The sequence below is a fragment of the Cupriavidus sp. PB-02 genome (genome assembly GCF_058252315.1).
On sequence record NZ_CM177695.1, the window covers coordinates 2,818,344 to 2,840,728 of the forward strand.

The 22,385-nt window shown below is 67.1% G+C and carries 16 protein-coding genes; 4 read left to right on the plus strand and 12 right to left on the minus strand.

Annotation, left to right across the window (positions count from 1 at the left end):
* Window positions 1-44: 44 nt before the first annotated feature.
* The 3 genes from AC10V3_RS33565 to AC10V3_RS33575 all read left to right on the plus strand — a co-directional run bounded on the left by AC10V3_RS33565 (window position 45) and on the right by AC10V3_RS33575 (window position 3,230).
* Complete coding sequence (locus tag AC10V3_RS33565) at window positions 45-428, plus strand: response regulator transcription factor (RefSeq protein ID WP_022539728.1); 384 nt, start codon at window positions 45-47, stop codon at window positions 426-428.
* Between the two features lie 243 nt (window positions 429-671).
* Window positions 672-1,643 (plus strand): helix-turn-helix domain-containing protein, encoded by a 972-nt coding sequence (locus AC10V3_RS33570; protein WP_022539729.1) that lies wholly within the window; start codon window positions 672-674, stop codon window positions 1,641-1,643.
* A gap of 117 nt (window positions 1,644-1,760) precedes the next feature.
* Window positions 1,761-3,230, plus strand: coding sequence for a benzaldehyde dehydrogenase (locus tag AC10V3_RS33575; protein WP_022539730.1), 1,470 nt, complete (start codon window positions 1,761-1,763; stop codon window positions 3,228-3,230).
* A gap of 32 nt (window positions 3,231-3,262) precedes the next feature.
* Here AC10V3_RS33575 and AC10V3_RS33580 read toward each other — a convergent pair whose 3' ends face one another.
* From AC10V3_RS33580 to acnA, 8 genes are all read right to left on the minus strand, one after another.
* Complete coding sequence (locus AC10V3_RS33580; RefSeq protein ID WP_490923950.1) at window positions 3,263-6,679, minus strand: adenylate/guanylate cyclase domain-containing protein; 3,417 nt, start codon at window positions 6,677-6,679, stop codon at window positions 3,263-3,265.
* 172 nt (window positions 6,680-6,851) lie between these two features.
* Window positions 6,852-7,742 carry a LysR family transcriptional regulator gene (locus AC10V3_RS33585; RefSeq protein WP_454753458.1) on the minus strand — a complete coding sequence of 297 codons (891 nt, stop codon included), beginning with the start codon at window positions 7,740-7,742 and terminating at the stop codon, window positions 6,852-6,854.
* A gap of 54 nt (window positions 7,743-7,796) precedes the next feature.
* The gene (locus AC10V3_RS33590) at window positions 7,797-8,798 is read right to left on the minus strand and encodes a Bug family tripartite tricarboxylate transporter substrate binding protein (RefSeq protein ID WP_454753459.1); all 1,002 of its coding nucleotides are present in this window, start codon (window positions 8,796-8,798) and stop codon (window positions 7,797-7,799) included.
* 64 nt (window positions 8,799-8,862) lie between these two features.
* Window positions 8,863-10,362 (minus strand): tripartite tricarboxylate transporter permease, encoded by a 1,500-nt coding sequence (locus AC10V3_RS33595; protein WP_454753460.1) that lies wholly within the window; start codon window positions 10,360-10,362, stop codon window positions 8,863-8,865.
* Between the two features lie 12 nt (window positions 10,363-10,374).
* Window positions 10,375-10,884 carry a tripartite tricarboxylate transporter TctB family protein gene (locus AC10V3_RS33600; RefSeq protein WP_349607267.1) on the minus strand — a complete coding sequence of 170 codons (510 nt, stop codon included), beginning with the start codon at window positions 10,882-10,884 and terminating at the stop codon, window positions 10,375-10,377.
* Between the two features lie 38 nt (window positions 10,885-10,922).
* Entirely contained in the window at window positions 10,923-11,900 is a 978-nt protein-coding gene (locus AC10V3_RS33605) for a tripartite tricarboxylate transporter substrate binding protein (protein ID WP_454753461.1), read from the minus strand.
* A 460-nt stretch (window positions 11,901-12,360) separates the two neighbouring features.
* Window positions 12,361-13,101 (minus strand): ABC transporter substrate-binding protein, encoded by a 741-nt coding sequence (locus AC10V3_RS33610; protein ID WP_454753462.1) that lies wholly within the window; start codon window positions 13,099-13,101, stop codon window positions 12,361-12,363.
* 71 nt (window positions 13,102-13,172) lie between these two features.
* A complete protein-coding gene (gene acnA / locus AC10V3_RS33615; RefSeq protein WP_454753463.1) occupies window positions 13,173-15,797 on the minus strand; it encodes an aconitate hydratase AcnA in 2,625 nt (874 codons plus the stop codon).
* 259 nt (window positions 15,798-16,056) lie between these two features.
* On the opposite strand from acnA, the gene AC10V3_RS33620 reads away from it, so the two are divergent.
* Complete coding sequence (locus tag AC10V3_RS33620; RefSeq protein ID WP_454753464.1) at window positions 16,057-17,118, plus strand: lactonase family protein; 1,062 nt, start codon at window positions 16,057-16,059, stop codon at window positions 17,116-17,118.
* A 25-nt stretch (window positions 17,119-17,143) separates the two neighbouring features.
* On the opposite strand, the gene AC10V3_RS33625 is transcribed toward AC10V3_RS33620, so the two are convergent.
* The 4 genes from AC10V3_RS33625 to AC10V3_RS33640 form a co-directional block, all read right to left on the minus strand.
* Entirely contained in the window at window positions 17,144-18,019 is an 876-nt protein-coding gene (locus AC10V3_RS33625) for an alpha/beta fold hydrolase (RefSeq protein WP_454753465.1), read from the minus strand.
* Window positions 18,016-20,115, minus strand: coding sequence for an acetate--CoA ligase family protein (locus AC10V3_RS33630; RefSeq protein WP_490923951.1), 2,100 nt, complete (start codon window positions 20,113-20,115; stop codon window positions 18,016-18,018). The genes AC10V3_RS33625 and AC10V3_RS33630 overlap by 4 nt, the downstream gene beginning before the upstream one ends.
* 76 nt (window positions 20,116-20,191) lie before the next feature.
* Window positions 20,192-21,349, minus strand: a complete 1,158-nt coding sequence (locus AC10V3_RS33635; RefSeq protein WP_454753467.1) for an acyl-CoA dehydrogenase family protein — start codon at window positions 21,347-21,349, stop codon at window positions 20,192-20,194.
* Window positions 21,350-21,554: 205 nt separating this feature from the next.
* On the minus strand, window positions 21,555-22,385 hold the full coding sequence (locus AC10V3_RS33640) for a LysR substrate-binding domain-containing protein (protein WP_490923952.1): 831 nt from the start codon (window positions 22,383-22,385) through the stop codon (window positions 21,555-21,557).

Sequence of the window (22,385 nt, forward strand, 5' to 3'; positions counted from 1 at the left end):
TTGCGTGACCTCCGCCATCGCGCACGGATACTCAAGGAATTCGCGTGACTGCCACCCTCGTGATTGCCATCGTCGACGACGACGCTGCCGTGCGACACGCCATGGGCCGGCTGGTGCGCTCCTTCGACCTGGCGGTGGAACTCTACGCGGGCGGACAGGAACTGCTGCAATCCCCCTCGATCGGCGGCATTGCATGCGTGATCACGGACGTGCAGATGCCTGGCATGAACGGCTTTGTGCTGTGCGAGGCGCTGCGCGCGCGGGGCTTGCAGATGCCGGTCATCTTCATGACGGCATTTGAGAAGGAACGCTATGAGCAGCGCGCCCGCGCGGCAGGAGCGGCCTGCTTTATCAGCAAGCCGTTCGAGGACACGGAGATCATCCGGTGTCTCGAACAGGTGCTGGGTGCGCCGCGGCACGAACTGTAGATAGACCGTCCGGATCACCCCACTACCAGCGCGGCAGCAGCCATTGCCGCGACCAACACGTCGCGGCGAAAGCACTCCGCTGGGCGGCAAACGCACCCGGCAATCCATTCCTGATCGGGAAATTCCCGCTTTACCTCCGAAGCGCTTGCCCTCAGCATAGGCAAGACAGGTGGGCAGGCCAGCCAAGTACCAGCCAGCACCTGTCGCAAAGCGCACAAAGTTGAGGGACAGGAGACTACCCGGATGGACACTTCACGAGCAACGCCCCCGCAAGGCGGCATGGCCACGGCCATGCCGTTTTCCCGCTGGAGCGCCTTGTTGAGGGACCGTTTCGGGCTGGAATGTGACCTTCCCGCCGGAAATCCCTTTGTCTCGGCAGTCGGCATCCAGAGCATGGATGACATGGATGTGGCGGATGTGCGGATGAGCCCCCAGGTGCTCACGCCTGTGCGATCCACACCCGCAAATGCCCCGGCGCTTTACGTCAAGCTGGTGGAAAGCGGCGGCATGACGCTGGAGCGCAGGGGGTTCCGCCAGCGCTTCGAAACGGGAAGCATCGCCGTGGTGGATCCCGCCAACCCGTTCACGGAGACGATCGACGACCAGACCCACCTGATCGTGGTCTCATGCCCGCGCAGCACCTTGCGGCAGCGCGGCATTCGCTGCCAGCTCGACGGCTGGCTCGCGCCGGATCCCCTTTTGCCGGATACCCAGGTGATACAAGGCATGATCCGGATGGCGGGCACGCACGGTCATGCGGTCCGGGAACGGACCCGGGCCAGCCTTGCGAACCATCTGCTGGGCCTGATGGATATCGTCATCGGAGAAGATCACCGTTGTGCCAGGACCCGGGCGGCCGACGCCATCCGCCTGCGCGTCGACCAATTTCTTGAGCAGCACCTGGGCGACGCGGGACTGAGTGCGAACGACATCGCAAACGGGATGAAATTGTCCGTGAACTACCTCAACCGGGTCTTCAAAGCCGACAACACCTCGCTGATGCGATACCTCTGGTCGCAACGTCTTGAACGTGCCCATCAGATGCTGGCCTCCCCGCAGTTCGCGCACCTGAGTATCGGCGAACTCGCGTGGCGCTGTGGCTTCTCGACGGCCGCGCACTTCAGCCGCCTGTTCCAGCAGCGTTATGGCATGACGCCGTCGGCGCAGCGCCGCCTGGCCCGCGCGGACAACCGGATTCCGTGCACCAGCCGCTAGTCGCGGCGGCCTGCACAACCCAGACAAACGATTCGCACAACCCAGTCAATTTTGCGGACGCAGTTTGATCGATGATCGTTGCTGCCGGGATCCACCCGGAACGATCAAGGAACTGCGATGACTGACACCTCCCTCCTGCTTGGCAAAGACCTCTGGCATGCCAGGCTCTATACCGGCGAGTGGCAAGCGGGGACGCTGCCTCCCGCCGAGGTTATCGAGCCCGCGACCGGCGCCCCGCTGGGGCCGCTCGCGCTGGCGGACGCGGAGCTGGTCTGCCGCTCGGCGGCAGACGCCAGCCGCGCCCAGCCCGCCTGGTACGCCACGCCGTATGAAGCCCGTGCCAAGGTGTTGCGTACGGCAGCCAACCTGGCCGAAGCCCATTTCGAAGAACTGGTCGACTGGCTGGTGAGGGAAAGCGGATCGACACGGAACAAGGCGGCATTCGAAGCGTCCGTGACGATCAAGTTGCTGCACGAATGCAGCGGCCTGCCTTCGCGCAGCCAGGGCGAGGTGCTCCCTTCCACGCCCGGCCGGCTCAGCCTTGCGCGCCGCAGGCCGCTTGGCGTGGTCGGCGTCATCTCGCCGTTCAATTTCCCCTTGTATCTCGCCATGCGAGCGGTGGCTCCGGCCCTGGCCGTGGGCAATGCCGTGGTGCTCAAGCCGGACCCGCGCACCGCCGTCTGCGGCGGCCTGGTGATCGCGCGCCTGTTCGAACTGGCCGGCCTGCCCAGGGGCGTGCTCCATGTGCTGCCCGGCGGCGCGGATGCCGGCGCGGCGCTGACCACTTCACCGCATGTCGCCATGATCCAGTTCACCGGCTCGACCGGTGCCGGGCGCAAGGTCGGCGAGGCCGCCGCGCGCAACCTCAAGAAGGTCTCGCTCGAACTGGGCGGCAAGAACTCGCTGATCGTGCTGGACGACGCGGACCTCGACATCGCAGTGGCCAATGCCGCCTGGGGTGCCTACCTGCACCAGGGCCAGATCTGCATGGCGACCGGACGGATCCTGGTGCAGCGCCCCATCTACGCCCGCTTCCTGGACCGGCTGGTGACGAAGGCAAAGACGCTGGTGGCCGGCGACCCCGCACGTTCCGATGCGGCACTGGGGCCGCTGATCAACGCACAACAACGGGATCATGCCTACCGGATCGTCCAGGCGGCGCAACAGGCCGGCGCCACGCTGGAAGCCGGTGGCAGCTATGAAGGCTTGTTCTTCCAGCCCACCGTGCTGAGCGGCGTACAACCTGACAATCCCGCGTTCCGCGAGGAGATCTTCGGGCCGGTGGCGGTCGTGGTCCCCTTCGACAGCGACGACGATGCGATCCGCATGGCCAACGACACCGAGTACGGCCTTTCAGCCGCCATCATCTCGCGCGACGTCGGCCGTGCCATCAGGCTCGGCGAGCAACTGCGCACGGGCCTGCTGCACATCAACGACCAGACCGTCAACGACGAGGTCGTGAACCCGTTCGGCGGGGTTGGCGCTTCCGGCAACGGCAGCAGCATCGGCGGGCCCGCCAATTGGGAAGAATTCACCCAATGGCAGTGGATGACCGTCAAGGGCGAAGCCCCGTTCTACCCGCTCTGACCGGCAGAAGCGCGCCCGCAGGTATCGGCGGCTCAAGGCATGCCGCCAGCCTCCTGAGCCAAGGCATCCAGCAATGCCTTGGCCTGCTGCCAGTCTGCCGAGTCGAAACCTTCCGTGAAGGCCTCTTGAAGGCCCGTCAGTATCTGCCGTGCCGCTTCCGTCTTGCCCTGCTGTTGCCATAGCCTGGCCAGGCTCAGCGCCGCGCGCAGCTCGAGGGACTTCGCGCCTTGCCGGCGGGCGATCTCGATGGCCTGGTGAAAGCATGCTTGCGCCGCTTCCTGTTCCGTGCCCGCGGTCGCGCATTGCAGCAGGAGCTCGCCTTTGAGCCGATGCAGCTCCGCTTCATAGTAGCGCTCGCCTGTGTTGGCGACAGCGGCCAGGGCGTCGGCAAGCACATCCAGTCCCGCCCGCGCCTGTCCCGCGGACGCATACGCCGTGGCCAGCAGGCCGAGAAAATGCGGCCGTGCCAATTCGGCGCCCAGGGCCTGGTATGCGGCCAGGCCCTCGCGCATCCGAGCGATTCCCGCCTCCTCGCGCCCCTGCTCTGCCAGCGCCCAGCCGCTGATGACGGTTGCCCACGCCAGCCAGAACGGGAACCCTTGTTCAGTCGAGAGCGCGATGGCGGCATCGGCGCATTCTTGCACCAGTTGCACCTCATGCCGGTACTGATGCGCTTCGGCAGAATGGACCAGGGCGAGCGCCAGGTTGAACGGGTGAGGGAGCTGACGGGCCAACGCCAGCGCCTCCTGGCTCTTGTCGCGGGCCTGGGCCGGATACCCCAGGTGCCACAGCACCTGTGCCAGGAAGCTGAGGCCACGGACCCCCGCGTCCTGCCCGTAAAGACCGACGTGGAGGTGCTGCTGTTCGGGCTGATAGTGGGCAAGCCCCTGCTCCAGGTGAGTCCGGGCGGCGCGGAATTCGCCCTGAAGGTAAGAGGTGATTCCCAGCGCGACCTCGGCGTGCCCCATCAACACCGGATCCTGTGCGTTCTCAGCCAGGCTGAGCATCGCCTCTCCGAGTTCATGCGCCGTTTGATGCTGCGCACGAATGGAATAGAACGTGCGCAAGCCAAACTTCACCTGGAACAGCTGCGAGGTCTCGCCTTCCATCTCGCACAAGCTCAGCGCCCGCTTGTAGTTGGCCTCCACCTCGTTCGAGGAAAAGCTCCTCGCGGCGATCAGCGCCGGCCCAAGCGCGACGCGCAATGCAATTTCCTGACGCGTGCGTTCTGGCGTCTGGGGCAAGCGTGCCACCAGTTCCAGCGCCGTACCCAGATGACGGATGGTATCGAGGTGTGCCGAACGCTCAAGCGCCTGCCGCCCGGCGCAGAGCAGGTATTCAACCGCCTTCGGAGTATTGCCGCTGAGGCTGTAATGGTGGGCCAGTTCGCTGCAGTGGTCTTTCAGCTGATGACGGAAGAGCGATTCGATGGCCCGCCCCGTGCGTTCATGCAGCGTGCCGCGCTGTTCCGACAGCAGCGAGTTGCCTGCGACTTCCTGGGTGAGCGCATGCTTGAACGCGTACTCGACCTCCGGAAAGCCAGGCCGCCCGTAGATGAACTCTCCGGCCTGCAGGCTGGCCAGCAGTGCGTACAGCGGGTCTTGCTCCAGCCCGGTGACCTTGCGGATCAGGCTCAGCGGGAACTCCTTGCCGATCACGGCCAGGGTCTGCAGCAGTTCCTTCTCCGCGAGGGGGAGCCGATCCATGCGCGCCGCGAGCACGCCCTGTACGGTGGTTGGAATATGCAGCGCGGCAGGGGTCTTCTCGATGCGGTAATGGCCAGGTTCGCCGAGCAGCGCATTCTCCTCGGCAAGGGTCTGGACCACCTCCTCCATGAAGAAGGGATTGCCCTCGGTCTTCTCCAGGATCAGCTGCCTGAGCGGCCCGAGGCCGGGGTCATCGCCGAGCAAGGCGCTGAGCAAGCTTTGCGCCTCGTCCGGCCCTAGCGGAGCGAGCCGCAATTCGGTGTAATTGCCCTTGCCACCCCAGGCGCAGCGGTACTCGTGCCGGTAGTTCACCAGCAAGAGAATGCGCGCATCCGCCGCGCGCTCGATGATGTAGGCGAGGAATGCCTCGGTCTCGCTGTCGAGCCATTGCAGGTCCTCGAACACCAGCTGGACGGGCTGGTTCTGGCTCTCGCGCACCAGCAGGCGAGTGATGGCCTCGAAGGCGCACTCGCGCCGGAGATTGGCGCCCATGTCAGCCACCGCCGAGCCAGGCTCGCCCAGGCCCAGCAGGTAGAGCAGATAGGGCATCTGGCCTTCCAGGCTGCGCTCCAGCGTCAGCACCTTGCCCGTGAGCTTTTCGCGGCAGCGCCGGTCATCGTCCTGCGCGGTGATCTGGAAATAGTTCCTCATCAGTTCGATCAGCGGCAAATAGGCAAAGGCCTTGCCGTGCGACACCGAGAAGGTCTCCAGCACCAGGCAACCGCGCTGCGAACGCGCCTTGAACTCATGGAACAGCCGCGACTTGCCGACACCGGCCTCGCCCACCACGGCGACGATCTGCCCGTTGCCGGCCGTGGACAGTTCCAGCGCCCCGTGCAGCGCCGCCAGTTCGGCCTCGCGGCCCACGAAGCGCGCCAGTCCGCGATGCGCCGCCACTTGCAGGCGCGTGCGCAGCGCGCCCAGGCCAAGCACCTCGTAGACCTCCAGCGGCTTGGGCACGCCTTTGACCTGGGCCGCGCCCAGGGCCTTGAAGTCGAAATACCCCTCCGCGAGCTTATGGGTCGAGTCGCTCACCAGGATCGAGGACAGCGCGGCCATCGTCTCCATCCGCGAGGCGATGTGAATGGTGGGCCCCACCGGCTCATAGTCGGTCCGCAGGTCGTCCTTGCGGATCGAGCGCACCACCACCTCGCCCGTGTGGATGCCCACGCGGATCTGCAGCGAGATGCCTTGCTCCAGCCGGATCCGGTCGCTGTGCCGGCGCATCGCCTCCTGCATGCGCAGCGCGGCATACAGCGCGCGCTGGGGATGGTCCTCGTGCGCAATGGGCGCGCCGAACAGCGCCAGGATGCCGTCGCCCAGGGACTTGGCCACATAGCCTTCGTAGTAGTGCACGGCCTCCATCATCAGTTCGACGACGGGGGTGATCAGGCGCAGGGCCGCTTCCGGGTCGCGGTCGTGGATCAGGGCGGTCGAACCCGCCATATCGGCAAACAGGACGGTGATGGTCTTGCGTTCGCCGCTGGTCATGCCGCGGGCCTCCAGCGCGGCTTGCTCGGCACGGATACGCTCGGCCAGATGGGGCGGGGTGTATTGGACGGGAGCCGCGGCAGACGCTTGCGGCAAGTCGCCGACGGGCGTGCCGCAGGCATTGCAGAAACGCGCGGCCGGATTCAGTGCCTGGCCGCAGCGAGCGCAGAGGCGTGCCAGCCTGGCGCCGCACTGCTCGCAAAAATTGGCGCCCTCGGCATTGTCAATTCCGCAGATTGTGCAGCGCGCCATGGAGCCTCCGACTTTCGCTCAGTCAATTAGACGCCGCATTTTCCTTCGTCGCAAGACGTTGCACCGGGTCGGGCCCGACTGCGGAAATCGAGTCATGCCATGCCGGCGGAGGCACAGCGCCAGGGCAGTCCCATGTGGCGCAGCAGAAACCTCGCCAGTCAGTTGTACAGGCTTAACCAGCTTGCTGCCGAAGATGATCCACGAATGCCCGGGCCGCATGCGAGACCGCTTCGTAGTCGCGAACACCGATCACCAGCGGCCGGGTTGCCCATTCCGCATCGATTGCCACCGCTTTCAACTTCAGGGTGCGCGCCAACGGCCGCAGCACGCCGCGAGGCATGACCGCCAGACCAAAGCCGCCAGCCACCAGCTGGCACATCGAGTCGAAACTGCTGACCCGGATTCGCTGCTTCAACTGCACACCGTCCTCCTTGGCCTGGCGCTCGAGGACAGCATGTACGGAGCTTTGGGTGTGCGGCACGACAAGCTCATGCTGGGCAAGTTCGAAGAAGGACACACGACGCTTGCCCGCGAACTCGTGTCCCTCCGGGACAGCGACAACAAGCTCGTCAACACGGTATGGAAACACCTGCAGGCCGGGCGCCGGCGTGTGGGCCGAGAACACGCCGACCTCCACTGCCCCTTCGGCGATGGCGCGCACGATCGCTCCGCCAGGATGCTCCTCGATATCCAGGCGGATCAGCGGGTACTGCTTCATGAAGGAGTGCAGGTCCGGCGTCAGGAACTCGACCAGCGCCGAATTGATGGCGTGCAGCCGCACATGGCCCTTGATGCCGTCGGCATACTCGCTGAGCTCGTTCTCCATCTGGTGAAGCGTGTGCAGCAGTTGCCTGGCGTAGTGCAGCAGGGCCTGGCCTGCGGGCGTCAGCCCGACGCCGCGCGGATACCGCACCAGCAGGGCACAGCCGACCTCTTCTTCCAGCTCGGCGATGCGCTTGCTGACGGCGGAAACAGCAAGGTTGCGGCGCGCCGCGGCGCGCGTCAGGTTCTGCTCATCCGCGACGGTAACAAAGACTTCCAGACTGGTCAGGTCGTATCGCATCGCAGTGGCTGCCTCCGTGGGCGGACAACGCGCAGATTCTATCTCCCGCGTGGCTCAGCTGTCGGGCGTAATCCTGGCGTCGGCGACGATACGCGCGAACTTCGCCGACTCTTGCTGAATGAAGGCCTTGAATTGCTCCGGCGACGACGGGCTCGGGTTGCCGCCCAGTTCGCGCAGCCGGGCGTCGAGCTTGGGATCCTTGAGCGATTCGGCCACCGCGGCGTTCAGGCGCGCCACCACCGGCGCGGGCGTGCCCTTGGGCGCGAACAGGCCAAACCAGTTTTCCAGCGTATAGCCCTTCAGGCTCGCCGAATCGGAGATCGCGGGAATTTCCGGCGCCAGCGGGCTCTTGCCCTGCGACGTAATGCCCACCGCGCGCACCTTGCCGTCCTTGATGAACTGGCGCGCCCCGGCGAGGCTGACGAAGGTCATCTCGATATTGCCGCCGATCACATCCAGCAACTGGTTGGAGGCGCCGCGATAGGGAACGTGGGTGAGCTGCACGCCCGCCTGCCTGGCCATCAGCTCGCCGGAGAGGTGCTGCGGATTGCCCACGCCGCTGGTGCCGTAGCGTACCTTGCCGGGATTCGCCCTGGCGTACGCGATCAACTCGTCGATGGTCTTGTACGGCAGCGACGGATTGACGACGACGACGTTAGGCACCTTGACGATCAGGCTGATGGCAAGCAGGTCCGTCTGCGGCGCGTACTGCATGCGGCTCTTGTAGACGGACGGGTTGATGGCGGTTTCGCCGGCGGAGCCCATCAGCAGGGTGTAGCCGTCGGCGGGCGCCTTGACCACGGCCTGGGCACCGATCATGCCGCTGCCGCCACCTTTGTTTTCCACCACCACCGGCTGTCCGAGCACGGTGCGCAGCTTCTCGGCAAGCACGCGCGCGATGGCGTCGACGCCGCCACCGGCGGAAAAGGGGACGACGATGGTGACCGGGCGCGTCGGATAGCTGCCCTGGGCCAGCGCGGCGCCGGATACCAGGCCGAACAGCAATACCGCGAGGAGGCGCTTCGGCAATCGCCGGTTGAAGAATGGCAGGTTCATGGTGTCCACCTCCTGATTGTGTTTGTCGCTGATGCTTGGTCAGGGCGGCGTGGCCGCCCCTCGGTCAGTCGTCCGAGCCGTGCATCTTGCGCAGGCCCTTGAAGACGAACGGCGCGATCAGCGCGGCGGCGGCGATGGCCAGCAAGGCAGCCGAGCCGGGATGGGAAAGGAACACCCACGGATCGCCCAGGCTCATCTGCATCGCCCGGCGGAACTGGCTTTCGGCCATGGGCCCCAGGATCAGCCCGACGATCATCGGCGCCACGGGGTAATCGAGGCAGCGCATGGCAAAGCCGATGAGGCCGAACACGACCAGCATGGCGAGTTCGACGATCGAGGGATTCGCCGCCAGCGTGCCCATTGCCGCGAACACCAGGATGCCGGCATACAGCCACGGCTGCGGCAGCTTGAGCAGCCGCACCCAGATGCCGATCAGCGGCAGGTTCAGCACCAGCAGCATCACGTTGCCGATAAACAGGCTGGCCACCAGGCCCCACACCAGGTCGGGCTTGTCGGCGAACAGCAGCGGGCCGGGCACGAGCCCGTATTGCTGGAAGCCGGCCAGCATCATCGCAGCGGTCGCCGAGGTCGGCAGGCCGAGCGTCAGCAGCGGCACCAGCGTGCCGGTGGCGGCGGCGTTGTTGGCGGCCTCCGGTCCGGCGACGCCTTCGATGGCGCCGCGACCGAACTCATCCTTGTGGTCGGTCAGCTTGCGCTCGATGGTGTAGGACAGCAACGTCGGCACTTCCGCGCCGCCAGCGGGCAGTGCCCCGATCGGGAAGCCGAGCGCGGTGCCGCGCAGCCAGGCCTTCCACGAACGCTTCCAGTCGGTCGCGGTCATGCGCAGCCCGCCCTTCACGGCTTCGATCTTGTCCTGCACACCGGTGAAGCGCGCGGCCGAGAAGAAGGTCTCGCCCATCGCGAACAGGCCAACGGCCAGCGTCGTGACCTGGATGCCGTCGAGCATCTCGGGTACGCCGAAGGTCAGGCGGGCCTGCCCGGTCAGCTTGTCAATGCCGATCAGGCCCATGCCGATGCCGACGGCCAGGCTGGTAAGGCCGCGCAGGGTGGAATCGCCGAAGGTCGCCGATACCGTGACGAAGGCCAGCACCATCAGGGCAAAGTAGTCCCATGGGCCGAACTGCACGGCCACGTCGACCAGCACCGGCGCCAGCAGCGCCAGCCCCACGGTCGCCAGCGTGCCGGCCACGAAGGAGCCGATGGCGGCCGTGGCAAGCGCCTGGCCTGCGCGGCCGGCGCGCGCCATGCGGTGCCCTTCGATCGCGGTGGCGATCGAGGCCGCTTCACCCGGGGTATTGATCAGGATCGCCGTGGTCGAGCTGCCGTACATGCCGCCAAAGTAGATCCCGGCGAACATGATCAGCGACCCGGTCGGATCGAGCTTGAACGTGACCGGCAGCAGCAGCGCCACCGTCAGCGAGGGGCTGATGCCGGGCAGGATCCCGACCATCGTCCCGAGCAGCACGCCGATGCCGGCGAACAGCAGATTGCCGGGCTGCGCCGCGACGGCGAGGCCCTGTGCAAGAAAAGTAAAGACATCCATGACGACTCCCGCTCAACCGAAGACCAGGCGTTCCAGCGGGCCGCCGGGCAACCCCAGCGACAATGCCTTGGCGAAGAACGCATACACCAGCAGGTTCAGGACCAGGCCGATCGCGGCCGACCTGAGCATGCGCCGTTCGCCAAAGCCGCGCGCGGTGGCGATGAACAGCACCGTGGCGCCCAGCACGAAGCCGAGCTGCAGCTGCAGTGCGGCGATCAGCGCCAGCAAGCCGGCCAGCACGCAGCCGACCGCCTTCCAGTTCATCGGCCCGCGCGGCGCCGTGGCCTCGGCCGTGCCGCGACGCACAGCGACCACCAGGTGCCCCACGCCGAGCACGGCGAGCAGTACGGCCACGAAGCGCATGCCGGCCGAGGGGCCGACGCCGGCGGCCGGCGGCGGCGGGAGCTGGCTCGCATCGATGAACACGACCAGCGCCAGCAGCAACAGCCCGGCGCCGACGATGGCCTTGGCCGGCTCGAAGCGCTTGATCGTGGCGGGCGTGGCGGGGGTGGCAGGGGTCACGGCGCCTCGACCGCGGTCTGCATCAGTGGACATCGCTTTCATTTCGCCAGTCCGATCGAAGCGAGGATGTCGCGCACGCGCGCCTGTTCGGTCTTCAGGTAGGCCGAGAACTTGTCCGCGGGCAGGTAGGCATCGTCCCAGCCGCGGGCCTTCAGGATCTTCTGCCATTCCGGCGACCTCACGGCCTTCTCGACGGCAGCGGCCAGTGCGGCGGCCTGTTGCGGCGACACGTTGGGCGCGGCCACGATGCCGCGCCAGTTCAGCAGCTCGACATCGAGCCCTTGCTCCTTCAGCGTCGGCACGGCAATGCCGGGCAGCCGTTGCGCCGACGAGACCGCCAGCGCGCGCAGCTTGCCGGCCTTGATCTGGCTCTCGAACTCGTTGTAGCCCGACACGCCCGCCGTGACGCGCCCGCCCAGCATTTCCGCCAGCGCCTCACCGCCACCCGAGAAAGGCACGTAGTTCAGCCGGGCCGTGTTGCCGCCCGCCGACTTGACCACCAGTGCCGCCAGCATATGGTCCGCGCCGCCTGCCGAGCCGCCTGCCCAGACCACCTTGCCGGTATCCGCCTTGATGGCTGCCGACAGATCCTGGATCGTCTTCAGCGGCGAGTTGGCAGGTACCACTACCACCAGCGGATCGGCGGTGAGGCGGGCGATCGGCGTGATCTTGTCGAGGCTGACCGGCGCCTTGTTGGTGACTACCGCACCGAGCATGGTGATGCCCATCGTCATCAGCTGGTTGCCGTCGCCCTTGGCGTTATTGACGAACTGCGCCAGGCCCACCGTGCCGCCGGCGCCAGGGATGTTGTTGACCTGCACGCTCTTCGCCGCGCCGCTCGCGACCATGGCCTGCTGCAGCGAGCGCGAGGCGCCGTCCCAGCCGCCGCCGGGCGCGGCCGGGGCGGTGATCTTCAGTTCCAGTGGTGCCTGTGCGTGGGCAAGGTGCAGGGGCACTGCAGCGGTAAGCAATGTCAGCGCCGTGGCGGACGCAAGCCGGTTGATGATGGCAAGCATGGAGTCTCCTTTTTTCAAGCTGTTCGGTGGTCTGTGCCGGCAGCGCGGCTGCCGGTGCAGGAATGCAGGTCCGCCTGAGGCGGTGGAAAGCAGGGCGTAGGTGGTTGCCCTGTGCCTGGTGTTGTCTCCGAAGTGCGGGGGCCGGGCCGGCCGCAGCAACATGGAACTTGTTTTCTTCGATGCTATGCAGTGGGAACTGCGATGAAAAGTGAGGAATGGCGAAAGTATCGTTCGCGATCGGAGAATGATCCGGAGGCAATGGCAAAGCGGAGCGGCCTGATAAGGCGTTGATTTACAGGAGAAGCGCGCCAGACGGCACCTCGCTTCCGCAAAGCGGATGCGACCTCAGAGGCTGGCGATCGTTATCAAATTGGAAACGCAGATCAACGGCTCGTCACTTTGTTGCGAAGAGCCGGTTCGTGCTGCTGCCGCTCGCTACCCGCGGGACAGCAAAGACTGCTCAGGCAAGGTTTTCTGCAGGCGCGACCGACGCACCGGCGATCCGATGGCGTGCCAGCGCTTGCGCGACAAAGCCGCTTGCCTTCATCTCCTCGACAAACGCATGCAGGTATTGCGCGGCGCGGCTGCCCCGGCTCTGCGCGATACCCATCGCCTGCCGGATGACCATGAAGCGCTCGTCCAGCAAACGCAGTCCAGGGTGCTTCGCTGCATCGGCTTCAAGCTGTTGCCTGACGCCGGCGGCCACTTCCAGGCCTTGTTCGAGGAAGGTCTGTACCACCGCCGGCGATGTCGGCGCGGCCACGATCTGCGCCGCCTTCAGCTCGCGCGACAGGAACAGGTCGTAGGCGCTGCCCTTGCCAACCGCGACGCGGTTGCCTGCCACATCGACCTCTGCGTTGCTGCGGATCGGCGAGTCGTCGCGCACGAGGTAATAGCCTTCGATCAGCACATAGGGCGCCGTGAAGCGGATCGTCGCGGCGCGCTTGGGATCGACCGCAAAGAAGCCGACGTCAGCCTCTTCGCCGGATACGACCTCGACGGACTTGCCGGCGGCATCGACCACGACCAGTTTCAGTTCCAGTCCGAGTCTTTGCGCCAGCGCGTTGGCGAGGTCGACGGACACACCGAACGGCTGCCCGTCCTCGCCGCGATTGGCCAGGATGGGATTGCCGAGGTTGATGGAGGCGCGCAGCACGCCGGTCGGTGCAAAGGCGGCGAGGAGTTCAGGATCAGGGCGCATGGGAATACAGGTCAGGGTTCAGTGTGGCAATGGACTTGTCGTAGTGCATGACGTCGTGGCGTTGCTGCCGCTCAACCCGCCGGCTGCGCGAGCGTCTTGTGCAGGATCAACGGGATGACGCCGCCGCGGCGCAGCAGCTCGACTTCCAGTTGTGTCTCGACCGCGGCCGTTGCCTCGATCTCGTCGACGGCGCCGCTGGCGCGCACGATTCGCACCGGGATCCGGCAGCGCGGCGCGATCGCATGCGCGGGGGCATCCACGTGGATCTTGTCGCCAGGCTTGATATGCAACGTGTCAGGCCCCGCGTTCCTGGGCAGCCGGACCGGCAGGATGCCCATGCCGATCAGGTTGGAGCGATGGATCCGCTCGAAGCTCAGCGCAATGACCGCCCGGATCCCCAGCAGGCGCTGCCCCTTGGCGGCCCAGTCGCGCGATGAGCCGGTGCCATAGCGTTCGCCGGCAACCAGCACGACCGCATCGCCATCGGCGCGGTAGCGTTCGGCCACCTCGAAGATCGGCTGCACCTGCCCGCCGGGAATGTGCAGCGTGTGGCCCACCGGCACCTCGGAATGCAGCAGGTTGACCAGCGTCTTGTTGTAGAACGCCGCGCGCATCATCACTTCCCAGTTGCCACGGCGCGAGGCAAACACGTTCAGGTCGTCGCGATCCTCGCCGCGCGATACCAGGAAATCAGCGATAAAGCTGTCCTTGGGAATGGCGCTGGCCGGCGAGATATGGTCGGTGGTGATGTCGTCGCCGAGCACCAGCAGCGGGTAAGCCTCGTACGAACCGAGCTGGCTGCCCTGGTCGATCGAGGCAAACGGCGGGCGGCGCAACGCGGTCGACGCCGGGTTCCACGGATAACGCGGCGTGTCGGGCGAAGGCAACGCATGCCACAGCGGGTTCGCGGTGGCAACGCGGAACGCGTCGCGGTAGTCGGCAGGCTCGGCGCCGCGCGCCACTAGTGCGGCGATCTCCTCGCGCGTCGGCCACAGGTCCTTCAGGAACACCGGCGTACCGTCCGCGCCGGTCTGGATCGCGTCCCGGCTCAGGTCGGCCTCGGCGTTGCCCGCCAGCGCAAACGCGACCACCAGCGGCGGCGACATGATGAAGCCCAGGCTCAGGTCGGGATGGACCCGTCCCGGGAAGTTGCGGTTGCCCGACAGGATCGCGACCGGCAGCGCGCTGCCGTCGGCGATGGCGTCGTGGATCGGCTCGGTCAGCGGGCCGGAGTTGCCGATGCAGGTCGTGCAGCCGTAGCCGACGATGTCGAAGCCGACCGCCGCCAGGTCTTCCATCAGCCCGGCGCGTTCCAGGTAGCGCGCGGCGGCGGGCGATCCCGGCGCCATCGAAGTCTTGATCCACGACGGCACGCGCAGGCCAAGCGCGCGCGCCTTGCGTGCGACCAGCGCGGCGGCGACCAGCAGCGCGGGGTCGGTGGTATTGGTGCAGCTCGTGATCGCCGCGATCGCGACCGGGTGCTTCGGCATGTCCGGGCGGGCGCGCGACGGGGTGAAGTCAAAGGGCTGCAGCGCGCGTGCCGTATCGGCATAGCCGAGCAGGTCCTGCGGCCGGCGCGGGCCGGCCACATGCATGCCGATGGTGCCGAGATCCAGGTCGAGCACGGTGGTGTAGCGCGGCTGCGCCTCGCCGTCGAACCAGAGGCCGACGCGGCGGGTATAGGCCTCGACCAGCGCGATCGCGGCCTCGTCGCGGCCGGTGCTGCGCAGGTACGCCAGGGTGTGCTCGTCCACCGGGAAGAAGCCGGTGGTGGCGCCGTACTCGGGCGCCATGTTGGCCACCACCGAGCGGTCACCGGCAGACAGCGTCGAGACGCCGGGACCGAAGAACTCGACGAACTCGCCCGAGACTCCGAGGTCGCGCAGGCGCTTGGTGACGGTCAGTGCCAGGTCGGTCGCCAGCACGCCGGCCTGCAGCGCACCGGTCAGGCGCACGCCGATGACGTCGGGGATGCGCTGCATCACGGGCATGCCGAACATCACCGTCTGCGCCTCCAGCCCGCCGACGCCCCAGCCCAGTACGCCGATGCCGTTGATCATGGGCGTATGGCTGTCGGTGCCGATCATGGTGTCCGGCACCGCCCACGGCTCGCCGCCGCGGGTCTCGGTCTTGACAACCGTCGCCAGTTGTTCGAGGTTGATGGTGTGCATGATCCCGGTGCCCGGCGGATGAATGCGCACGCCGTGCAGGGCCTTGGAGGCCCAGCGCAGGAAGCCGTAGCGCTCGGCGTTGCGGCGCGTCTCGGTTTCCAGGTTCAGCGGCACCGCGTCGGCGCGGGCGTAGTACTCGACCGCCAGCGAGTGGTCCACCGACGAATCGACCGGCAGCACCGGATTGAGCAGGTTCGGGTCGCGGCCGGCTTCGGCGACGGCATCGCGCATCGCGGCGACGTCGACCAGGGCGGGGGTGCTGGTGGTGTCGTGCATCAGCACGCGCCCGGGCTGGTAGGCAATCTCCACCTCGCTGGTGCCGCGCTCGAGCCAGGCCAGGATGCCGGCGACGGCCTCGTCGCGCTCCCTGCCCTCGGCATTGCGGATCACGTTCTCCAGCAGCAGTCGGAGCACGACAGGCAAGCGCCACAGCCTTGCGCCGATGAGGGCGGGAAGGTCAACGATGCGATAAGTGGCGCTGTCGACATTCATCGACCCTGCCGGGAAGTGATTAGTGTTTTCCATGACTGTATTTTTGCATGTGTTTGATCAAAAATGCAATCAAGTGAAAACCCGAAGCCCTATGTCAACACCCTCAACGCTCGAGACGGAAGTGCAGCATCGATACCCTGGCGCAGGCTGCCCTCACCCCGTACAGAGCCGACGCCGGCTCTTGCAAGGCGCAGCCTCCGCCGTCGCCCTCGCGGGGATTGGCGCGATCGCCATTCCCGCGCATGCTGAGCACAGCGTCAGGACCAACACCCATCCATCGAAAGGAAAGTTCATGTACGCCTATCTCGGCTCACGGACCACCCGTGATCGCAACGCCCGCGGAGAAGGGATCAGCGTGTTTCGCGTGGATGCGGACACCGGTGCCCTGGAACCGGCCCAGGTGGTCAAGGACCTGGTCAATCCGTCCTTCCTGGCGCTGAACCGGCGGGGCGACCGCCTCTACAGCGTGCATGGCGACATGAGCGACATCAGCGCCTTTGCGGTCGACCGCGCCACCGGACGCATCGAGTTCATCAACCGGCAGAGCACCCACGGCAAGAACCCGGTGCACCTGGCGCTGGACCCGACGGGCAAGTACATCGTGGTCTCGAACCACATCGGCGCCAGCCTGGCCGTGCTGCCGCTGACCGATGACGGCGCACTGGGCGAGATGACGCAGCTGGTCAGGCTGGACGGCCCCATCGGGCCGCACCGTACCGAGCAAAAGCAGGCCAAGCCGCATTTCAACCCGTTCGACCCGTCCGGCAACTTTGTCATCGTCCCGGACAAGGGGCTCGACCGCACGTTCTCGTTCCGCTTCGACAACGGCAAGCTGACACCGGCGTCGCCTGCCTTTGTCGAGTCACGGGAGTCGGCCGGGCCACGCCACGTCGTCTTCCATCCCAACGGCCGCCATGCCTACGTCGTCAATGAGCTGGACTCGACGGTCACGACGTATGCGTACAATCGCGCGACCGCGCAACTCACGCCCGTGCAGATCCTGCCAACCTTGCCCGAAACCTTCACCGGCAACAGCCGCGCGGCCGAGATCGAGGTGGATCGCAGCGGCCGCTTCGTCTATGCGTCCAACCGCGGCCACGACAGCATCGCGGTGTTTGCCGTCGACCCGGGAACGGACCTGCTGCGCTTTGCCGGCACGGACCTGTCGCAGGGGCGCACGCCGCGCTTCTTCGCGACCCATCCCAACGGGCGCTTGCTCTACGCGCTCAATGAAGACAGCGACACCATCGTCGCCTTCCACATCCATCCGTCGTCGGGCCGGCTGTCGCCCACAGGGTTCAGCGCGCAGACCGGCAGCCCGGTGTGCATGGTGTTTTCGCCGGGCCAGGCCTGAATCCCATTCCCTCAGTTCGCGCGCATCAGTGCTGCCCCGCTTCAGAGAACCAGCGCAGCAGCATCGGATTGACTTCCTGCCAGCGCTCGAACTGGACCCAGTGTCCGGCCGCCGGAATCACGCACCAGTCCCGGTGGCCCGCGCCGCACGCCAGCTGTTGCGCCACGTCGAGCGGCACCGCGGTGACGTCGTGCTCGCCCCACATCAGCAAGGTCGGACCCCCGTATGCCGCGAGCGCCTCGCCGAGGCTTGCCTGGCGCGAGATCGTGCGGCTGCGAAAGCGGGTCGCCTTGCATGCCTGCTCATGGACGGCCATGGCGAGCCCGTCTGCGAGCCCCTCGTCGTGCAGCAACAAGGCCAGCAGGTTGTGGCGCAGCCTGCGGCGCATTTCCTCCTCGTCGTCGATGCGCCAGTCCTGCATGGGCTGGCCCTGGCGCCGCGGGCCGCCATGGCCGGCCGGGCCCAGCAGCGCAAGCCGCGTGACCCGCGGCCGCGTGGCCGCCATCTGAGCGGCAACCAGGGCACCAAAGGAGAAGCCGGCGATGCCCAGCTCGCTGCCTTCGCCCACGAGCTGGTCGAGCGTGGCCATCAGCGCCTGTGCCAGGCGGTCGAGCCGGTCCGGGGCATGGTCGTCGCCGGCCAGCGTATCGGAGTCGCCGAAGCCCGGCATGTCCGGAATCCACAGCGCATGACGCGTGCCCAGCGCCTCGATATTGCGCACCCAGTGCATCCAGTTGCCGTGGCCGCCGTGGAGCAGCACCAGCGGCGTGCCTTCGCCAAACCGGCGCCAGACCACGGTGCGCCCCAGGTGCGCCACGTCGTGGCGAATGGCCACGCGCTCCAGCCGGGCCAGCAAACCCGCATCGCCTGCCGCATGGAGGTCGGCTGCGCGCGCGGTCATGATCTCAGCACCAGCGCATCGACGGCGAGCACGCCCTGTCCTTCGGGCAGGACCATCATGGGATTCACCTCCGCCTCGGCAATGCGCAGCTGCGGCTTGCATGCGAGCTGCGACAGCGCGCTGACGGCACGCGCGAGCGCATCGAGGTCGCCGCGCTGCCTGCCGCGCAGGCCCGATACGGTCTGCAGGGCCTTGACCTCGGCGATCATCTCGCGCGCGACCTCGACGCTGACGGGGGCGAGCCGGATGCTGCGGTCACGCGCGACTTCGGCCCAGATGCCGCCGGCGGCGAGCATGATCACGGGACCAGCTTCGGGGTCGACGCGATAGCCCACCAGGACCTCGGCCAGCCCGCGGGTCATGGGCTGCACCAGCACTTCGTCGCACGGCGTGTCGGGCGCGCGCTCGGCCAGGTTCCGCCGCAGCGTGGCCAGCGCGGCGTCGAGCCCGGCCTGGTCCTGGATGCCCAGTACCACGCCGCCGACCTCGGTCTTGTGCGGGATCTGCGCCGAGCACACCTTCGCCACCACCGGGAAGGCAAAGGGCAGCTTGCCTGCGGGACCTGCGAGAGGCATGGTCGCGGCAGGGGCATGCGGCACGCCCAGTTCGTCGAGGATCGCGTACGCCTGCGCTTCGCTCAGCGACGCGGCGGTCGCAGCGCCCGCGCCTTGCACCGTGGGCTGCGCGCCGGGCGTCCTGCGCGCAAGCAGCGCGGCGATGGCGTCCGCGCAGGCCTCCGGCGAGCGGAAGCAAGGCACCTCTGCCGCGGTCAGCGCGCCGAGTGCTTCCGGCGCGTCGGGTACCAGCATCGCTGCCAACGGCTTGGGCCTGGCAGCGCTGTCGATGATCGGCTTCACCGCAAGCTGGGGCTGGAAGCGTGCGGACGAGCCGACCACCGCCAGCACGATATCGAATTCCGGCGCATCGAACATGATGTCGAGCGCGCCCTTCATCACGTTGTAGTTGGTGCCGGCCAGGGTCAGGTCGAGCACGCGGCCCGCCGACACGGCGATGCCTGCCGCCGCGAACTTCTCCAGCGTGGCCGGGGAGGCCGGCTCGACCACCACGTCGCGGATGCCGAGCTGGTCCACCACCATCGCCGCGCCGCCGCCCGTGGTGGTCACCACGCCGACGCGGCGCAGCGGCGCGCCTGCGCCGTGCAGCGGGATACGCCTGGCCAGCGGGAAGGCCTCGAGCAGCGCTTCGAGCACGCCGACGCGGGCGATGCCGAGATCCTTGAGGAAGGCATCCGCGATGTCATCCTCACCGGCCAGCGCGCCGGTGTGGGTGGCTGCCATCTCGGCCGCGGCGGCCGAACGCCCGAGCTTGTAGGCGATCACGGGCTTGCCGCGCCTTGCCGCCTCCAGCGCGAAGGCGCGCAGCTTGTCGCCATGGCGCAGGCTCTCCAGGAACAGCAGGTAGCCGTCGATGGCGGGATCGTCCAGCGTGGCCATGCAGATCTCGCCAACGCACAGGTCCGATTCGCTGCCCACCGACACCAGCCCGGCAAAGCCGACGCCGCGGGTCTTGCCGCGCGACACCAGTGCACCGAGCATGCTGCCGCTGTGCGAGGCCACGAACACCCGCCCCTGCGGCAGTTCCGGCTCCGCGAAGGCCGCGTTGGCGGTCAGCACCAGGCCCGCGCGCGGATTGACGACACCAAGGCTGCTCGGGCCGAGCACGCGGGTCTCGCCGTGCTCGCACAGCGCGCGCAGTGCGGCTTCGCGCGCCACGCCTTCGGCGCCGGATTCCGAGAAGCCGCTCGCCAGAATGGTGACCACCTTCACGCCGAGCCGGGCGCATTCGCGCACCGCATCCGGCACCGTGTCGGTCGGCGTCAGGATAAACACATGCTCGGGGACTTCGGGCAATGCGCCCAAACTCGCATAGGCCGTTTCGCCCTGCACGGTGCTGCGGTTCGGGTTGATCGGGTAGATGTTGCCCTCGTACCCTGCCGCACGCAGGAACTTCAGTGGCCGGCCGGCGGTCTTGCCCGCGTCGTCCGAGGCGCCGAACAGCGCCACGCTGCGAGGGGCGAGCAGCGCCTGGGCCAGCGCGGGATCCGCATGGAAGGGAACGGTGGTTGTGGTGTTCATCCTGGATTACCTGCCTTTAATGCCTGCCTGTCTTGTCTTTGTATATCCGCTAGTCGCCTGGGGCGACAGCACCGGGTCAGCCTGCCTTCGGCGCGCGCTGCGGGAACGTGCGCTCGAAGACGCCTTCCGCGATGCGGTTCTTCAGGATCTCGATGGAGCCCCCCGCGATCATCCAGCCACGGATCCGGCGCAGGCAGTATTCCACGATCGATTCCTGGCTGTAGCCCATGCCGCCCATGATCTGCAGCGCCTCGTTGGCAACATCCCAGCCAGCCTGGTTGCAGGCCAGCTTGGCCATGGCGGTGCTGTGGGCCGAGGGCAGGCCATGCTCGCCTTCCATCGCGGCACGATACAGCAGCAACTGCGCCGATTCGAGCTTGAGCGCCATCTCCGCGAATTTCCACTGCACGCCCTGGAATTCGCACAGTTCGCGCCCGAACTGCTTGCGGATGCGCGCGTGCTCGCGCGCCACGTTGAAACAATGGCGGCCGAGCGCCAGCGAGCGCGACGAATTGCCCAGCCGCTCGACGTTGAAGCCTGAAATCTGGCGCTTGAAGCCGCCCTCGCCGAGCAGCAGGTTGGCGGCGGGGATGCGGCAGTCCTCGAAGTAAAGCTGGCACCATTCCTCGCCGCTCATGAACTTCGACGGTTCGCCGACCTGGAAGCCCGGGGTGCCGCGCTCCACCAGCACCGAGCCGATGCCGCCCACGCCCGGGCCGAAGCGCACATAGACCAGGAACAGCTCGGCCTCCGGGCTATGGGTCGAGAAGATCTTGCTGCCGTTGATCACGTAGTGGTCGCCGTCGCGGCGCGCGGAAGTCTTCAGCTCGGTCACGGCCGAGCCCGCATCCGGCTCCGTCATGCCCAGCGCAATCAGCTTCCTGCCGGCCAGCAGGTCCGGCAGGAAGCGTGCCTTCTGTTCGGCGCTGGCGTATTCGACGAAGGTGCGGATGGGGCCGAAGTTGCCCGCCTGCACGATGTCCGCGCTCTTCGGGCAGACCAGTGCGATCTCCTGGATCGCAATCACCGCATGCATCAGCGTGCCGCCCTGCCCGCCGTCTTCTTCTGCAAAGGCGATGCCGAGCAGGCCTTGGTCGGCCAGCATGCGCGCCACGTCCCAGGGGTACTGGGCGGAATGGGCGCGCTCCAGCGCTCCGGCGGCGAGCCGGTCCTGCGCGAACCGGCGCACCGATTCGGCAAATGCCTGATGTTCTTCGCTGAGTTCAAAGTTCATGGTCTGTTCTCTTGGATTCGGATCGTCGACAGGGTCAGGATCGGTGAAATCGAGAACGTTGTGAACTTCGCGTTTGGCGGCGAGCCAGAACAAAAACTCATGCCAGCGGCGCCGTGCGGCCGTGGGGGCCGATCTGGGACTTATGGCTCAGTGGCGTCAGCCTTCTCGCGCGCCACAGTCTCCAGCAACCAGTCGCGGAACATCGCTACCTTGCGCGATCGCGCTGCACTGCGGGGCGCACCAGGTAATGGCCCTTGTCGCGCGTCAGGGGCAGCGCGAACGGGCGCACCAGCCGGCCGTGGTCGAACTCGGCCTTCAGCATCGCCGTCTGCCCGATGGCAATGCCGAGTCCGTCCAGCGCTGCCTGCCACGTCAGAACCGAACTGCCGAAGCTCATGCGCTCGGTGCCCTGCGCGATGCCGCTCAGGCCTGCGAAGGCGAGCCAGTCGTCCCAGTCGGTGCGCCGGTAGTGGGACACCAGCAGGCGGTGGCGCAGCAGCGGCTCCAGCTTGCCCCGCGGCGCACGGTGCGCGCGCAGGTAAGCCGGCGTGCAGACGGGCTCGATCTCGTCATGGAACAGCAGTTCGGCGCTGACCCGCGGCCAGCGTCCGTCACCGTACTGGATCGCGACATCGGCGGGGTCGCGGTCGAAATCCACATCCGGGATGGCATTGTCGATGCGGACCTCGATGCTGGGATACTGGGCCTGGAAATCGGGCAGCCGCGGGATCAGCCACTTGGCGGCGAAGGTGGTGTAGGTGCGGACCCGCAAGGCGCCCTGCGACGTGCTGCGCAGCAGGCGCGCGGTGGCATTGGCGATCGCGTCGAAGGCAGGCACGACCTCCTCGGCGTAAGCCTGGCCCGCCCGTGTCAGCGTGACGCCATGCCGTTCGCGGCGGAACAGCTCCACGCCGAGATAGCCTTCAATGACCGCAATCTGCCGGCTGACGGCCGATTGCGAGACATGCAGCTCCTGCGCAGCCAGCGTGAGGTTCTGGGTGCGGGCAACGACTTCGAAAACCCGCAACGGGTTCAT

Bases quoted from the DNA above. Each gene is read 5' to 3' on its own strand.
- AC10V3_RS33570 (WP_022539729.1), top strand. From the start codon at position 672: ATGGACACTTCACGAGCAACGCCCCCGCAAGGCGGCATGGCCACGGCC.
- AC10V3_RS33575 (WP_022539730.1), top strand. From the start codon at position 1,761: ATGACTGACACCTCCCTCCTGCTTGGCAAAGACCTCTGGCATGCCAGG.
- AC10V3_RS33580 (WP_490923950.1), bottom strand. From the start codon at position 6,679: ATGGCGCGCTGCACAATCTGCGGAATTGACAATGCCGAGGGCGCCAAT.
- AC10V3_RS33585 (WP_454753458.1), bottom strand. From the start codon at position 7,742: ATGCGATACGACCTGACCAGTCTGGAAGTCTTTGTTACCGTCGCGGAT.
- AC10V3_RS33590 (WP_454753459.1), bottom strand. From the start codon at position 8,798: ATGAACCTGCCATTCTTCAACCGGCGATTGCCGAAGCGCCTCCTCGCG.
- AC10V3_RS33595 (WP_454753460.1), bottom strand. From the start codon at position 10,362: ATGGATGTCTTTACTTTTCTTGCACAGGGCCTCGCCGTCGCGGCGCAG.
- AC10V3_RS33605 (WP_454753461.1), bottom strand. From the start codon at position 11,900: ATGCTTGCCATCATCAACCGGCTTGCGTCCGCCACGGCGCTGACATTG.
- AC10V3_RS33610 (WP_454753462.1), bottom strand. From the start codon at position 13,101: ATGCGCCCTGATCCTGAACTCCTCGCCGCCTTTGCACCGACCGGCGTG.
- acnA (WP_454753463.1), bottom strand. From the start codon at position 15,797: ATGGAAAACACTAATCACTTCCCGGCAGGGTCGATGAATGTCGACAGC.
- AC10V3_RS33620 (WP_454753464.1), top strand. From the start codon at position 16,057: ATGTACGCCTATCTCGGCTCACGGACCACCCGTGATCGCAACGCCCGC.
- AC10V3_RS33625 (WP_454753465.1), bottom strand. From the start codon at position 18,019: ATGACCGCGCGCGCAGCCGACCTCCATGCGGCAGGCGATGCGGGTTTG.
- AC10V3_RS33630 (WP_490923951.1), bottom strand. From the start codon at position 20,115: ATGAACACCACAACCACCGTTCCCTTCCATGCGGATCCCGCGCTGGCC.
- AC10V3_RS33635 (WP_454753467.1), bottom strand. From the start codon at position 21,349: ATGAACTTTGAACTCAGCGAAGAACATCAGGCATTTGCCGAATCGGTG.
- AC10V3_RS33640 (WP_490923952.1), bottom strand. From the start codon at position 22,385: ATGAACCCGTTGCGGGTTTTCGAAGTCGTTGCCCGCACCCAGAACCTC.